This is a genomic window from Rhodococcus sp. Eu-32, assembly GCF_003336925.1.
Classification (GTDB): Bacteria; Actinomycetota; Actinomycetes; order Mycobacteriales; family Mycobacteriaceae; genus Rhodococcoides; species Rhodococcoides kyotonensis_B.
The window spans coordinates 83,047-98,256 of record NZ_QGNK01000011.1; the positions used below are offsets into that span (position 1 = coordinate 83,047).

Consider the following 15,210-nt stretch of genomic DNA (forward strand, 5'->3'; position numbering starts at 1 on the left):
CTTATCTCGCAATCAGTTTCAAGTGTGCTGCGTCGTGAGCGTTGTCGTTGAACGTGGTGTTGAGTTTGCGAATGGATTCGAGGGCATCGACTGCCTCGGTTTCGCTCCAGTCGCTCAACATCTCCCGTAATCGTCTGGCTCGTCTGTCCCAGATGGCGGCCAACTTCTGCCGGCCTTCGTCGGAGACGCAGACGCGGGATGCGCGTTTGTCGTCGGGATCGGGTGTTCGGTCGATGTATCCGAGGTCGACGAGGTCTGCGATCTGCCGGCTGAGGGCGGACTGGCTGACGCAGAGCCTGTTGGCCAGGTCGGTCTGTCTGCACTCACCCTCGGTCGCCAGGATGGCCAGTACTCCGGTCAATGCCTGCGGCAGGGGTGAGCTCTCATCTCCGGTGGTCACGGCGTTCTTCAACGCTCGTCCGAAGAGGAAAACCTCCTCGACCAGCGCCTCGGCTGTGGTTGTTCGTACTGCCATGAGGGCTCCAACGGTCACGATCAATTACTTGCTGTCCGCAACCATATATGTGGATAGATGAGGTAAACAACTATTTTACCTATCTCGTGGGTCACATCGACCGCACAGACCGACGCATCGATGTCACGTGGCAACGGTCAGACGGTTGCCGTGGGCCATCGATGCCGAAGGGGCGAACCCTCAAGCAGTAGCCGGATCGAAGATCCCGCGTCGCACGGTCATGGTGACCTCGTCACCCACCGCGGGCCGACGCCCACGCACCGAGCAGCGGAAGGTGACACCGTGCGATTCGACGACGACGTCGCTGGCGTCGCGACCGAACAGCGAGGACGTGACGACCCCCGCGCAGCAGTCGTGGGGCGATCCGGCGCTCAGAGAGATGTCCGACGGCAGAACCGCCAACGTCCCGCGACCGGCAGCCCTGCCCTCGATGAGGTCGGCACCGATCTCGATCGGGTGGCCGTCGGCGTGGAAGCGACCGTCGTCGATGACGCCGTCGATCAGGTTGGCGTCGGACAGGAATTGCGCGACGAACGACGTGGCCGGCGTCTGCACCAACTCCTCGGGCGTCCCGATCTGTACGACGCGACCGCCGTCGAGAACGGCCACGCGGTCGGCGAGCGCCAGTGCCTCGTTGCGGTCGTGCGTCACGTGGACGACCGTCAGTCCCGCAGCGCGAATGAGAGACCGGAGCTCGAGACGCAGGCGATCACGCAAGGGTTCGTCGAGTGCGGCCAGGGCCTCGTCGAGCAGCAAGGCCCGGGGCGAGCGAACGAGCGCGCGCGCCAACGCAACTCGCTGACGCTGCCCGCCCGAGAGTGTCGCCGGATCACGCGCTTCGAGCCCCGGAAGGCCGACCAACGACAACGCGTCGGCGACGCGTTTCCTGCGGTCGGACCGTGAAACCCCGTCCAGTTCCAAGGGATACGACACGTTCTTACCGACGCTGCGGTGCGGCCACAATGCATGCTGTTGAAAGACCATGCCGAGTCGGCGGTCCTCGGGTGGCACCGGTCGACCGTGTCCGGCGACGACGTCACCGCCGATGGTCACGGTGCCCGACGACGGCTCCAGAAAGCCTGCGATGGTACGCAACAGCGTCGTCTTTCCCGATCCCGACGGCCCGACCAGTGCGAGGAATTCGCCGTCGGCGATCGTCAGGTCGATGTCACGCAAACCCGCTGTGCCACCGGGATAGTCGAAACGGACGTCGTTCAGCGTGATCGAGGACATCAGGCGCGCTTCTTTCGATCGGTTGCTCCCGCGACCAGACCGAGACCTGCGAGTCCGACGAGCGCGACGAGTAGGGACAGTGCGGCGGCGGCGTTGTAGTCACCCGCCTGCTGGAGGTTGAAGATGGAGACGCCGAGGGTCTGCGTGCCGGGTGCGACGAGCAGGACGGACATCGTCAGCTCTCGAACCGCGGTCAGCGCCACGAGAACGCTTCCGGTGACGGCAGCGGGAATCGCCATCTTCCACGGCACGTCGTACAAGGCGCGTACCGGTGTTGCGCCGGATGACCGCGCGGCCTCCTCGAGCGCGATCGGCGTCGACGTCAACGGTGCACGCACGGCTTGGACGACGATCGCGAGGAACGCCATGACGTAGGCGCACAGAATGACCCAGCGTGTGTCGAACAGGCCGGTGTACCGTCCGACGATCAGCCACCCGACGGCGATGACCAACCCCGGAATCGCTTGGGGAAGCATGGCGACCAGGTCGAGGCCGACGTTGTCGCGTGATGAGGTACGCGTCGTCAGCACACCGAGGGCGAGGCCGACGACGCCGCAGATCACCGCGGCCGACGCCGCGAGCATCACCGAATTCTGGATTCCGACAAGGGTTCCCGGCGCGGTGACGGCGGAGGTGATGTTGTCGAGGGTCAGGTTGTCCCACGTCAGCGGAATTCCGGGCGCAGGGAGAAGCGCCTGCGTCGCCAGCGCGAGAATCGGGAGCACCGTGATCGCAGCCGCGATCATCCACGCGCCCACGGCCGCGACGACTCTGCTTCGGCCCAGCGGAAGACGCTGCAGCGACGTGGTCGGGCCGTCGATGCCGTGTGCACTGCGCGCGGCCAACAGGCGGTCGACGGCAACGGCAAGGACAGCGAGGAACAACAGCGCGATACCGATCGTCGACACCACTTCGAGTGGCTTGGCGACGGTACCGGACTGGATGAAGCGGTAGACCATCGTCGACAGTGTCACGTATCGGTCGGGTAGACCGACCAGAGCGGGAATGCCGAAATCGGCGAGGTTCGACACCGCGACGAGCGTGAACGACGCGACCGCCGCCGGGCGTAGCAGCGGTAGCGTCACTCCGCGCATCGCGGCCCACGGTGTCGCTCCCGAGATGCGCGCAGCCTGTTCGAGTTCCGCGGGAATTCGCTTCACCGCAGACGAGACGATCAGGTAGGCAACGGGATACGAATGAATCGTCAACAGGAAGATCACGCCGTCGCCGCCGTAGATGTTCCACAGCGGCGACGAGAACATCGATTCCCACCACTTGTTGACGCTGCCGCTCGGGCCGAGCAGGCCGGTCCATGCGATGGCGCCGACGAACGGCGGAATGAGTAACGGGCTCAACAGGATCAGTCGCAGAACCGAACGACCCGGCAGATCCGTCCTGTCCAGAGCGAGTGCCATGACGACGGCGAGTAGCACGGCGAGAGCGGCCGAGACGGACGACGAGACGGCACTGTTGATCGCCGCATCCACGATCCCGGCGTCGAGCAGCTCTCGAATATGATTGCCGCCCAATCCGATCGAGACGACCGCCCCGATCGGGAACAGCACTACCGCCGCGACGACGAGCCACAGGGCGACCCGGAGGCCGGTGACGCCCGAGAACGTAGTCCTAACCGACAAGCTCGTTGAACCTCTTCACAGCCTCGGGCTGGAATGCGCTGATCTCGGCCAGGTTCGGGTTCAGGAGGTTCAGGTCGTCGAGAGCCGGTGCGCCTTCGGGTGTTCCGACGTCGGCGCGAACCGGCAGGTACTGCTGCTCGACGGCAATTTCCTGTCCGCGCTTACCGACGAGGAAGTCGACGTACTTCTTCGCTGCCTCCGGGTTCGCCGAGTCGCTGAAAATGCCTGCAGGCTGGGAGATGTACGGAACACCGTCGGTCGGATACGAGGCCGCGATGGGCGAACCCTTGGCCGCCAACTCGCGAACCAGGTAGTCGACGACGATTCCGATGGGCTGCGTGCCTGCGGCGACGGCCTGGCCGACGGGACCGTTGCTCTCGGCCACGACCGGCTCGTTGGCGACGAGACCCTCGAGCCACGGCTGACCCAGCGACTCTTCGCTCAGCCAGACGGCGGTGTTGAACGCGGCTGCGCCGGACACGTCCGGGTTCGGAAGAGTGATCTGGCCCTTGTATTTCGGGTCGGCCAGTTCCTTCCACGACGTCGGAGGCGCGGTGACGGCACCGGTGTTGTAGGCGATGACCGTCGGGATGATCCGGGTTCCGACGTAGTAGCCGTCGGGGTCGACGACGTCGGGATTCAGCGCGGCGACGTCGGCGGGGGTGTACTGCATCAGCAGTTCGTCGGTCTTGTATCCCTCGAACGTCGGCGCGTCGGCGGCGAGCAGGACGTCGGCGCCGATCTTGCCGGTCTCACGCTCGGATGCGATGCGCGCGTTGAGATCTCCGGTTCCTGCACGGTAGACCTGGACGTCGATGTCGGGGTTCTCCGCCATGAACTCGGCGTTCAGTGCGTCGATCTTCGCCTGCGGTTCGGAGGTGTAGACCGTCAGCGTTCCGCTTGCGGATTCCGACGACGCCGCGTCGGAGGTGGGTTCGGCGGGCTCGGAACATGCAGCGAGGGTGGTGATCACAGCGAGAGACGCAACAACACCCACGAGGGGACGACGCAAGGAAGACAAGAAAACTCCTACGAGAACCGATGGTGAAGCGTCGATCCTGTCGCGCGCAGGCAACCCCGCGGAGAACTCGAAGTAGCGCCCGCGTGAACGCTAGGCGGTCGTGGCCAAGGCCGCGGCGAGTCCGAACGCGACGGTCAGCACGCAGATGTGCAGGCCGGCGCGGATCACCGACTCGCCCTGCGATGTGCGATGCGCAGCAGCCGAGACCAACCAGGTCGCGCGGAGGCGTCGCGCAAGAAGGACGAGGACCACGAGAACCACGGTCTTCGCGAGCACGACGCGCCCGTAGCCGGTGTCGACGAGGCCGCCGAGCCCGCCGAGTTTCACCGCCGCGTTGACGGTTCCGCTGGCCGCGAGAATCCATACCGACCACCAGGCCAGGCGCGAGTACACGGGTAACGCGAGTGCCCACGCGCCTTTTGCGCGCAGCGTCAGCGTCATCGCGGCGAGCACACCGAGCCACACCGCAGCGGCCACGGTGTGGACGGCGACGAACACGGCACCGAAGAGCTGCTGGGACATGTGGCCGGTGATCGGCCGCGCCACGAGTGCGACGACGGCGAGTACGGCGATGGGCACGGCCGACAGGTCGCGGTCCCCGCGATATCCGACGAGCGCGTAGATGTACAGAGCCGTGGTGCAGAGCACCGTGACGACACCGAGCTGGCCGACGGTGATGTCGGTGAGGAACGTACCGAACGACGCGATCGACAGACGGCCGATCCCGCCGCCGAACGATTCGACGGCAGCGGTGACCAGCAGTGCGACCTCGGCGACGGTCCACAGGCCGCCGACGAGGACCGCCGACCGCCAGACCGTCGGCCTGCTGCGGACCGGAAAGAGGTCGGTCCGCAGCAGCGCCAGGCCGAGCGCGGTGGCGCCCAGGCAGTCAGCGAGAACACGCAGCACCGACGACGGGTCGGGCCCCTCGGGGTGAGCGAGCAACCAGGCTGCGCCCACCCCGACGATCGCGGCACAGCCGGCGGCGAGGATCCACCACCGGCGGAACACGGTCAGCCGTTCCCCTTCGGCTTGCGCAGCGCGAACACCAGCGCGCCGACGAACACCAACCCGCCGACGACCAGGAACGGCCACAGCGGAATGCTGCTGCCGCCGTCCTCGGAACCTGTCTCGGCCGACGCGTCGGCCGGAGCGCCAGGAGTGCCCGATCCTTCAGTGGTCAGCGTGAACGTGCGGGTTCCGCTGATCGGATGGCCGTCGGCGGACGTGACCCGGTACGCCAGCGTGTAATCGCCGACGGGACCGAGTTCGCCGACGTCGACGACGATGCTCTGCCCTTCGATGCGCGGGTCGCCCTTGGACCACAGGTTGCCGTCGGGGCCGACGACGTTGAGTGTCGCGAACTGCGACTGCGGGACCTCGTTGAAGCTGATCGACATCTGCGCGGGACCCTCGGCGATGGACGAACCGTCCTCGGGTGTCGAACCGGTGACGATCGAATGCGCGGATGCTGCGGGCGCTCCGAGGATCAGTGCCGCCAGCGCGAGCAGCGTGACTGTCAGCGACCTCATGACCGGCGGCCCCTGATGGCTGCGCCGAGGCCGAGTGCGGCACCGAGCGCGCCGAGGACGAGCGCGACGCCTGCGATCCAGCGGGCGGTGTTGTCCGAGGAGGACGTCGACGACGCCTCGGTACCGGTCTCCGACGTGGTGGCGGCACCGTGACCGCCGTGCTCGGAGCCGCTCGCGGCGGCCAGGGAGAGCATCGGCGCCGGGTGTTCGGGTTCCTCGCTGCCGGTCGTCTCCTCCGTCCACTCGACGACCTGGCCGTCGTCGTAGGTCTGGACGGCGGGGAACGACACGCTGTCTTCCTCGGGCAGCGGGCCTGCGGACAGCAGGAATTGCTGGAACTGGCCTGGACCGACCTCGGACCCCGGCTGCGCCGTCCACGTGACGGCAGTGGCGAGGCCGTCGCCGTTCTTGTCGACGGTGGCCGTCCACCCCGGAATCGGCTGTGTGCGAGCCGAATTCAGATCGGGAAGTTCGACGCGCAATGACGTGGTCGCGGCCGTGTCCGATTCGGTCGGAACGCGGAAGGTGAGGACGGTGTAGCCGCCCTGCTCGGCGCCGGGAGCCACGACCGACACGTGGGCCGACGCAGCGCCCGCGCCGACGACGAGGGCGACCGACGTGGCGCCCGCGACGATCGAGGCACGACGAATGAAGCTGTTCATGATGAATCCTTCTCGATGACGTAAGTGAAGTGAAGTGGATGTTCACTTACTTCGGGGGGCCACGCCTCGAGATGGTCGTCGTGAACGGGCGCTGCGGAACGTGCAGATACGCCGCAGCCCCGACCCGGCCGGGTGCGGACGCGTCGGGAAGGGGGAGTGGGGGATCGAGGACTGCACGGACGATCGACGTGACGGGTCCGTAGAGACGCTCGGCGGCATGGACGAGTGCTCCGCCGACGACGGCTGCGACGAGGTGGAACGCGAGCATCGGCGGGCTCGGCAACAGCGAGTGCGCGTGCGCCGTCTCGTGAACGTTGCCGACCGTCAGCGCGACGTGCGCCGCGAGTTGGCCGAGTGCGAGCCCACCGAGCAGCAGTGCGGCGTGGGTTCGGCCGTGCCTCGGACTCGGTACGGCGACGAGCGTCCCGACGCCGATGCCGACGATCACCAGGAACACGAACGACGACCCGGCAGGAAAGCCGCCGCCTGCGAGTCCGTGCGCCGCGACCGCGGTGGTCACGACGAGTGCGCCGACGGCTCCGCCACGGAGGGAGGAGGCCGTCGACGTCATGACGGGACTAGCGAACGCCGAGACGCGCGAGCAGGTCGGCTTCGATGCCGTCGAGCTCGGCGGAGATGGCGTGGTGTGCAGCCTTGCGACGCGGAGCAGGCATCTGCTCGGACGTGCGCACCGCGGTGCCTAGGTCGCTCAGGCGCTGGCTGATGGCGTCGGCGAACTTGCGCGTCTCCGCGTCGCCGGAGTGCGACGCGGTGACCTGGGCGAGCGATTTCTCGGCGCCGGCGATGCGTGCGCTGAGCTTCGCGCCGTAGCCGGTGAATTCGCCGAGCTCGGACGGGCTGACACCGAGTTTGGTGGCCTTGCGATCGTCCAGACGGCCGCGAACGACCGACGCCACGCGATAGGCGATGGGCGTCAGAACCGGGACGAGGACGCGTGCGATACCGATGTACTTGCGTACCTGGGCTGCATTGAACGAGCCCTGCGCCGCCGCCTTCTGCTGCGCCTTCAGCGTCGCGACCTGGGCCTTTTCGACGTTCTTCTGCGACTTGGCCTCGACGGCGTTCAGCTTGCGCTGCGCCTTCGCGATGGACTTCAGCTGCTTGCGTTCGTTCTTCGCGCCGAGCTTCGCTTCCAAGGCGGCCTTGTGTTTGAGCGCCTTCGCCTCGGCCCTGCGGGTGGCACGACCCTTGCGCTTACCGAACAAACCCATCGACGAGGCCCCTTACGTCAGCATTTCCGTACGAACGACAGCCTATCCGTAACGCTTGCGGGGTGGCGCCCGGAGCCGGTGTCGGTGTATGGACATAGGCTCGTGCCCGTGAACAGTCGACGCGCCACGCGCACCGAGGCATCGGTACTCATCGATGCCGGGTGTCTCACTCGGTGCAGGCATCGACTGTATCTGGACACCGCCTATTCAGCCCTGCTGCGTGACGAGCCCGAGAATCCGGGTGTGCGTCAACGGCGTGAGGCAGCGCAGGCGCATCGCGAGGCCATTCGGTCGACGCTGTCCGCGCAACTCGACGGATGGGTCGACATCGACGCGCCCGATGCAGCGTCGTCGGCGAATCGAACGATGGACGCGTGTCGGCGCGGCGCCCCGTGGATCTGGAATGCGGTGCTGCCCCTCGATCGAGACGCAGGTCGACGCGGCCGCAGTGAGTTGCTGATGCTCGATCCGGCCGGCGAGGGCTACATCCCGATCATCGTCGTCAATCACAAGGTCACCGACCCCGGCCGTGGTGCCACGACGTCGCCGCTGACCGAATGGGCACCCGTCGTCGACGAGACCCGCAAGGTGCGCAGTCAATTGCGCGACCAGCTCAGGCTCGCGCACCTGTACCGAATGCTCGACGCGCAGGGCCTCGCGAGTCCGACGGCCACCGGCGGTGCCATCGGATATCGCGCCGAGTGCATCCTCGTTCACGACCTGAATTCGGTGTTCGCCGAATATGATTCGCGTTTCGCGGACCGCCTCGCCGTCGCGCGGGGTGAGAGCGTCACGGTGCCGTCGAAGGTCAGCGAGTGCCGCGCGTGCCCGTGGTGGTCGGACTGCCTGCCGCAGCTCGAGGCCACGCGGGACGTCAGTCTGGTGGCGTCGGGCGGCCGTGCCGAGGCGCTGCGCGAGCAGAACGTGTACACCGTCGACGAGCTCGCGAGCTGGGACGGCCCCGAGCCCGAGAACTGGCCGTTCGGCAGTTTCGACGACGCCGTGGCCGCTGCGGCGGCATGGCGGGCCGACGTTCCGCTGCTGCGTCGCACCGAGCACGTCACCGTGCATCGCGCGGACGTCGAGGTCGACGTCGACATGGAGAGCTACCAGGACCACGGCGCGTACCTGTGGGGCACGCTGCTGACCGAGCGGGGTGGCCCCGAACCCGTCTATCGTGGGTTCGTGACGTGGGATCCACTGCCCACCGTCGACGAGGGCAGGTCGTTCGCCGAGTTCTGGTCGTGGCTGACGGCCGTACGCGCCGACGCGGCTGCACAGGGGAAAACCTTTGCCGCGTACTGCTATTCGCGTCAGGCCGAGGACAAGTGGTTGCTCGATTCCGCGCGACGCTTCGGCGACGTCCCCGGTGTGCCGACGGAGGCGGAGATCCGCGAGTTCATCGACAGCGAGCAGTGGGTCGACATCTACCAGGCCGTCAGCGATCAGTTCATCTGCCCGAACGGCAAGGGGCTCAAGAAGATCGCTCCCATTGCCGGTTTCACGTGGCGTGACGCCGAAGCGGGCGGTGAGGCGTCGATGGGGTGGTACCGGGAAGCCGTCGGGTACGACGCGGAACCGGACCTCACGCAGCGCAAGAGACTGCTGGTGTACAACGAGGACGACGTACAGGCCACGAAGGTGTTGCGCGAGTGGATGACCGACCGCGCGGACGCCGAGATCCCGACGCTGGAGGCGTTGCGCGCGGGGGCCTGAGGGATTGCCGTCGCCCACCACAAATCCGCATGGATGGCACACCGAAACTATCTGATCGTATGAATGGACCATTCAAGCGGTGGGCCACCGGACCGCCCACCGCTTGAAAGTCACGTTGAAGCTATCTGATCGTATGAATGGACCATTCAAGCGATCGGGTTGGGGAAACTACCGCGGCGCCATGCGGATCGCACCGTCCATGCGGATGGTCTCGCCGTTGAGGTAGTCGTGCTCGGCGATCATCTGCACCAGCTGCGCGTATTCGGCCGGCTGAGCCAGGCGCGACGGGAACGGCACGCTCGCTTCGAGGCCCTTGCGGTACTCCTCGGTGACGCCCGCGAGCATCGGGGTGTCGACGATGCCGGGTGCGATCGTGTTGACGCGGATGCCGACCTGCGCGAGGTCTCGTGCCGCGGTGATCGTCATCGCGTGCACGCCACCCTTCGAGGCGGTGTAGGCGATCTGGCCGATCTGACCCTCGAACGCCGCGACGGAGGCGGTGTTGACGACGACGCCGCGCTGGCCCGAGTCGTCGACCGTCGGCAACGACTGCATGCGGTTCGCGGCCAGACGCATGACGTTGAACGTGCCCAGCAGGTTGATGGTGATGACCGTGCGGAAGAGCTCGAGGTCGTGCGGGCCCTTCTTCGACAGGATGCGGCCGGCCCAGCCGACACCTGCGCAGTTGACGACGATGCGCAGCGGGACGCCTGCGCCGGTGATCGTGTCGAGGGCTGCCTCGACCTCTTCTTCGCTGGTGACGTCGGCGGGGATCAGCGTGACCCCGTCCGGAACGTTGTCACCTGCGCGTTCGATGGACTGCGCCAGATCGAGGCCGAACACGGTGGCACCCGCCCCCGCGAGTCGTGCGGCCGTCGCGGCACCGAGGCCCGACGCGCCTCCTGTGACCAGAGCTGCTGTTCCCGAAATCTCCACTGACGAATCCCCTTCGCTGGTCGTGCCCGGTAATGCTCTCGCCCTGCACCATAACTGGGACGTCCAAGCATTGGTGCGGCGCCCGCCACATCCCGAATCGGTCCAGCTGCGAGTCACATCGGCTACGGGATGCGGGACGACCCGTCGTGCGCGTATTCGACGCGGTAGGTCGACTCCGGGGAATCGACGAGCATCGTCGCGAGCACCGGTCGACCGGGCGGGAGCAGCCGAATGGTGGCCGAGCCGCTCTCGAGGTCGTCGAGGTACCGGGCGGCCGACGTCACGATGGTCGCGCGCACCTCGTCCGGCAGGTCCCCGTCGGCATGGTCGTCGAGAAGCACGACGCCGACGCCGCGTCGCCGCGCGGCACGCACCGAATCCTGCAGGACGGGGTCGACGAGACGACGCGCACGCAGCGAATCACGCAGATCCGCTTCGAGGACGACGCACGCCATCGACTCCTCGGAGTCGAGATCCGGCCCGGTGACGGCACGCTCGAGGAGGGGCCGTGCCAGCGCATCGAGGCGTTCCAGCTGGGCGTCGCGCTCGTCGAGGACGGCAGCGGCAGCGGCCTGAGCGGCGATGCGCTCGGTCGACTGCCTCCGCAGCTCGAAGATGGAGCGTCCGAGCGGTCTGATGGTGAACGCGAAGAACGTCGCCATCAGCAGCGGGGCAGCGTTGATCAAGCTGTAGGACAACCCGTAGTGCGCGCCCTGACCGGTCTGCACGGCCCACAGCACGGTGATGCCCACCGACATCAGAAGGCCGAGCCATGCCAGCGGTGTCCGGCCGCGCACGCACATGAACGTGTACATCACGACCGACATGCCCAATGGCCAGGTCTGAAGCGCACTGGTCAGCGGCACGGGGACGGCAACGAAGACCAGCGCGCAGGTGATCGGGCCGACGGCCGCCAACGCCACGGCGGGCAACCGGGGTAGCGGGTCGCCCGGAGTCATGACGACGCCCAGCGCGCCGGCCGCGGTGACACACGCGGCCACCAGGACCGGCCAGACGGGGTCGACGCCGTCGAGCGTCGACAAGGCGCACGTGACAGCGGCGAGTGTGTAGAAGCCGACGAACCAGTACGCGGCGCGCGACCGGATGCCGATGAGGTCACGGATGTCCTCGCCGTCGTGCTCGTTCATTGCTGTGTCCATGACAGCTGAACGGTTGTGCCGGCGCCGGGAGCCGATTCGAGCCGTGAGGAACCACCGGCAAGACTCTTCATTCGACCGTGAATGCTGACGGCGATGCCGAGGCGGTGCGGCGGGACGTGCGCCGGATCGAATCCGGAACCGTCGTCGCGTACCACGACTTCGAGGAGCCCGTCGTCGACGCGGATGGCGACCGCGCGGGTGGCGTCGTCGCCGCCGTGTCGGACGCTGTTCCGGACGGCCTCCGACACGGCCGCGCCGAGCGTGCGCACGGCGTCGGCCGAGAAGCGTCCGCCGTCGGCCGCCCCGACGGTGACGGTGATGTGTTCGTCGACAGTCGTTGCGGCAGAACGCAGATGGGCGACGGTTTCGCTCGCGTCGAATTCGGTGACGACCGCGTGTGCGCGTAGCGAATCCAATTGCGCGAGAGTGCGTTTCGCTTGCTGAACAACCCCGTCGGTGCGTCCTTGCCTGGCGACAGCAAGCAGGGTGGACAACACGCCGTCGTGGATCAGAGCGTCGAAGCGCTCGCGTTCGACCGCTCGTGCGCTGACGGCTGCCGTCGCGGATACCTGTCGGTGGGTGGCGTCGATGGTCGCGTCGAGAATGCGGGCCGTCCTGAAAGCACCGATGGTTGCGGCGAGGAACACCGAGCACAGGACGAGTGCGAAGACCAATTCCGCGAACAACGGCGCATCGACGAGAGTCGATCGAAGTGCGTACTGACCGATCTGGACCGACGACACGGCCGCTGCCAGATAGGCGAACGCGAGCCAGCCAGGAAACGCGCACCCGGCTGCGAGTCCTGCAACACCGGGGAAGGTCGCCAGCGGCATACCGTTCATGTCCGGGGTGCCGTTCCATGCGAACCACCACGTCAGTGCCGCTGCCAGGTACGTGACAGATGCTGTGGCAGCCGCGATTCGAACCCATGTCGCGTCCGGGGCGACCGACGCGGCGGCCATGGCCAGCCCGGTGCCGAAGACGGCGACGGTGCTGGTGGGTGTCCACCACGACGCGGTGAACGATGCTGTACGAACGATTTCCGGAAACAGCATCACGAGGTAGATCAGATAGCCGGCTGCGATGAAGCGGGCGAACGTGCGAAGCAGTCGATCCGACGACGAATGCTCACCCGTGCCGTCACGGTCGGTCGTCATGCATCCCCGTCCCTCGTCTCGGCGGACGAGTGTACGGCGGTGACTACTTGTCGTTCAACACGTTCTGCTGTTCGAACGACACCTCGTCGCGGTTCTTTCGACGACGGGCGGCGGCAATTGCGATCCACGCGATGACCGAGACCACGAACACGACGGCTGCACCGATCGCCGGAGCCGCGGTCTCCGGCATGACGCCGTCGAAGAACAGGGAGACACCGAAGACGAAGAACAGAACCGCCGCACCGATGCGAATGAAGTTCTCGGGCAAGTGTTTACCGAGGACGGCGCCGACGACGATGGCCAGCGCATCGGCGGCGACCATGCCGACCGTCGAGCCGATCCAGACGCCGAACCAGTTTTTGTCGGCGGCCAGGGTGACCGTCGCGAGCATCGTCTTGTCGCCGAGCTCGGCGAGGAGGAACGCGGACGCGATCGCGATGAATGCCGAGCGTCCGACCTTCGACGCCTTCTCGCCTTCCTCGTCGGACAGCGAATCGCCTCGCAGCGTCCACAATCCGAAGATCACGAACGCGATGCCCGCGAAGATCGAGACGATGTGGGTGGGGATCGACAGGCCGAGGAAGTGGCCGACGGCGACCGAGACCAGGTGGGTGACGGCGGTAGCAGCCGTGATTCCGCCGATGACGACGTACCACTTGTAGCGCAGCGCGAACGTCATGGCCATCAACTGGGACTTGTCGCCGAGCTCGGCGACGAAGATGACAGCGAAGCTGAGGAACAGGGCGGACAGCACGGGGTGAGACTCCTTCGGTCGTCTTCTCTGACCGAAGGTCTCGCCCACCGCCTGTCTCGAGACGGTTCACTGTGCCGGGCTGCGCATCGATCCGCGCTGCCAGTATGTCGACACAGCAATTGGGGGCTACTCCCCTTCGCTGCTGTCCAGATTAGGAGGGGGTTCGTGAAAAGTCCAACGGCACAATAAGTTTGGGATCCCGAACTTACGCGTTCGGGCCCAGGTCACGACGCCAGGAGCATGGCCAAAACAGCGGTGTCGGGATCGCTGATCGGGTCGAGGCCGACCCTGCTGACCATCGACGTGACGGTACCGTCGGATTCCGCTTCGACCCAGGCAGCACGGTGTTCGAGGCCCAGATGCGGCAAGCCCGGCAACAGAACGCATCCCGACGCGGCCCCGGCGCACTCCGGCAGGCTCGGAGTGGTCTCGGACGGCGGATGCAGCATCAAAAGTGCCGCCGGCTGATGGTCCGCGAAGCGACCGGGTGTGACAGCCGTCTCACCGATGACGGTGCCTTCGGACACGACGAGTCCGACGGTTCCGGGCGCCGGGTCGTCGGGAAGCTCTTCTCGAACGCCGAACACGGTGGACGTGACGAGCAGACCCGGCATGGACGCGACGCGCACGGCCAACGCGAGGAACTGTGCCCACTCTTTCGTCGTGTCGGGCCAGCGGCCGGAGACGACGAAGCCCTGCAGGATGCCTGCGGCATGGAAGGGGGAGATGCCGATGAGATCACGGTCGTTCATGTCGCACTCCTCGCGCGGGATCAGCCCAGAAAAATCCGGTACGCCACGTTGGGTACGACCAACTGTGGCCCGAAACCGTTCTGGCACACAAGATGGTGTGAGTGCTAACGGTTTTTCGGGCCTACCCCCGAACGCATCGATGGGCCGTGGCAACCGTCTGTCGGCTGCCACGGCCCATCGATGCGAAAAGGCTTACGGAAGAACGCTTACGGGAAGATCAGGCCCGGGGTCTTCGACGTCGCTGCCTCGAAGCGAGCCTGGACGTCGGCCCAGTTGACGACGTTCCAGAATGCCTTGACGTAGTCGGCCTTGACGTTCTTGTACTGCAGGTAGAAGGCGTGCTCCCACATGTCGACCTGCAGCAGCGGGATGATGCCCAGCGGCACGTTGGCCTGCTGATCGTAGAGCTGGAAGGTAAGCAGTTTCTTGCCGAGGGAGTCCCATCCGAGAACTGCCCAGCCCGAGCCCTGCAGGCCGTTGGCTGCGGCGGTGAACTGTGCGCGGAACTTGTCGAACGAACCGAACTGATCGTCGATCGCAGCGCCGAGTTCGCCGGTCGGCTTGTCGCCACCGTTCGGGGAGAGGTTCTTCCACCAGATGGAGTGGTTGACGTGTCCGCCGAGGTGGAACGCGAGGTTCTTCTCGAGCAGGAAGATGGCGCCGTGGTCCTCGTTGTCGCGTGCGGCGGCAAGCTTCTCGAGGGCGGTGTTGGCGCCGGCAACGTAGGTTGCGTGGTGCTTGGAGTGGTGCAGTTCGTTGATCTCGCCCGAGATGTGGGGCTCGAGGGCGGAGTAGTCGAAGTCAAGGTCGGGCAGGGTGTACTCGGACACGTGTTTCCCTTCTCTTTCGGCGCGACGCAAAACTGCAGGCGCGCGCCTTCTGTTGATCATTCGTCAGGTTCAACCCAATCTCATTCGTACCCCTAGCGCAACACCTGTAACCG

16 protein-coding genes are annotated in these 15,210 nt (G+C 66.4%); 1 reads left to right on the plus strand and 15 read right to left on the minus strand.

All coding sequences use genetic code 11. The features are described 5' to 3' along the window. Position 1: 1 nt before the first annotated feature. The 9 genes from DK926_RS14975 to DK926_RS15015 all read right to left on the minus strand — a co-directional run bounded on the left by DK926_RS14975 (position 2) and on the right by DK926_RS15015 (position 7,792). Positions 2-475, minus strand: coding sequence for a MarR family transcriptional regulator (locus DK926_RS14975; protein WP_114331078.1), 474 nt, complete (start codon positions 473-475; stop codon positions 2-4). Between the two features lie 180 nt (positions 476-655). Further along, positions 656-1,708: an ABC transporter ATP-binding protein gene (locus DK926_RS14980; RefSeq protein WP_114331079.1), complete on the minus strand. Its 1,053-nt coding sequence runs from the start codon at positions 1,706-1,708 to the stop codon at positions 656-658. Further along, a complete protein-coding gene (locus DK926_RS14985; protein ID WP_114331080.1) occupies positions 1,708-3,345 on the minus strand; it encodes an iron ABC transporter permease in 1,638 nt (545 codons plus the stop codon). Before DK926_RS14985 ends, DK926_RS14980 begins: the two co-directional genes overlap by 1 nt. After that, entirely contained in the window at positions 3,335-4,366 is a 1,032-nt protein-coding gene (locus tag DK926_RS14990; RefSeq protein ID WP_243636826.1) for an ABC transporter substrate-binding protein, read from the minus strand. Before DK926_RS14990 ends, DK926_RS14985 begins: the two co-directional genes overlap by 11 nt. Before the next feature lie 90 nt (positions 4,367-4,456). Next, complete coding sequence (locus tag DK926_RS14995) at positions 4,457-5,377, minus strand: CopD family protein (RefSeq protein WP_243636827.1); 921 nt, start codon at positions 5,375-5,377, stop codon at positions 4,457-4,459. A 2-nt stretch (positions 5,378-5,379) separates the two neighbouring features. Beyond that, positions 5,380-5,898 (minus strand): copper resistance CopC family protein, encoded by a 519-nt coding sequence (locus DK926_RS15000; protein WP_114331082.1) that lies wholly within the window; start codon positions 5,896-5,898, stop codon positions 5,380-5,382. After that, positions 5,895-6,560, minus strand: coding sequence for a YcnI family protein (locus tag DK926_RS15005; protein ID WP_114331083.1), 666 nt, complete (start codon positions 6,558-6,560; stop codon positions 5,895-5,897). Before DK926_RS15005 ends, DK926_RS15000 begins: the two co-directional genes overlap by 4 nt. Positions 6,561-6,606: 46 nt before the next feature. Next, a complete protein-coding gene (locus tag DK926_RS15010) occupies positions 6,607-7,131 on the minus strand; it encodes a hypothetical protein (protein WP_114331084.1) in 525 nt (174 codons plus the stop codon). A gap of 7 nt (positions 7,132-7,138) precedes the next feature. Next, positions 7,139-7,792: a DUF6474 family protein gene (locus tag DK926_RS15015; RefSeq protein WP_068429880.1), complete on the minus strand. Its 654-nt coding sequence runs from the start codon at positions 7,790-7,792 to the stop codon at positions 7,139-7,141. Between the two features lie 108 nt (positions 7,793-7,900). Between DK926_RS15015 and DK926_RS15020 the strand changes: the two genes are divergently transcribed. Further along, entirely contained in the window at positions 7,901-9,508 is a 1,608-nt protein-coding gene (locus tag DK926_RS15020; protein ID WP_165839579.1) for a TM0106 family RecB-like putative nuclease, read from the plus strand. 168 nt (positions 9,509-9,676) lie between these two features. On the opposite strand, the gene DK926_RS15025 is transcribed toward DK926_RS15020, so the two are convergent. From DK926_RS15025 to DK926_RS15050, 6 genes are all read right to left on the minus strand, one after another. Further along, positions 9,677-10,444, minus strand: a complete 768-nt coding sequence (locus DK926_RS15025; protein WP_068429885.1) for an SDR family NAD(P)-dependent oxidoreductase — start codon at positions 10,442-10,444, stop codon at positions 9,677-9,679. Positions 10,445-10,566: 122 nt separating this feature from the next. Then, positions 10,567-11,592, minus strand: coding sequence for a hypothetical protein (locus DK926_RS15030; RefSeq protein ID WP_243636828.1), 1,026 nt, complete (start codon positions 11,590-11,592; stop codon positions 10,567-10,569). Next, complete coding sequence (locus tag DK926_RS15035; protein ID WP_114331086.1) at positions 11,589-12,761, minus strand: ATP-binding protein; 1,173 nt, start codon at positions 12,759-12,761, stop codon at positions 11,589-11,591. The genes DK926_RS15030 and DK926_RS15035 overlap by 4 nt, the downstream gene beginning before the upstream one ends. Before the next feature lie 43 nt (positions 12,762-12,804). Then, a complete protein-coding gene (locus DK926_RS15040; protein ID WP_114331087.1) occupies positions 12,805-13,515 on the minus strand; it encodes a TMEM165/GDT1 family protein in 711 nt (236 codons plus the stop codon). A 224-nt stretch (positions 13,516-13,739) separates the two neighbouring features. Further along, complete coding sequence (locus tag DK926_RS15045; protein WP_068429889.1) at positions 13,740-14,267, minus strand: peptidase; 528 nt, start codon at positions 14,265-14,267, stop codon at positions 13,740-13,742. A gap of 206 nt (positions 14,268-14,473) precedes the next feature. Further along, positions 14,474-15,097, minus strand: a complete 624-nt coding sequence (locus DK926_RS15050; protein ID WP_068429890.1) for a superoxide dismutase — start codon at positions 15,095-15,097, stop codon at positions 14,474-14,476. Positions 15,098-15,210 lie beyond the last annotated feature (113 nt).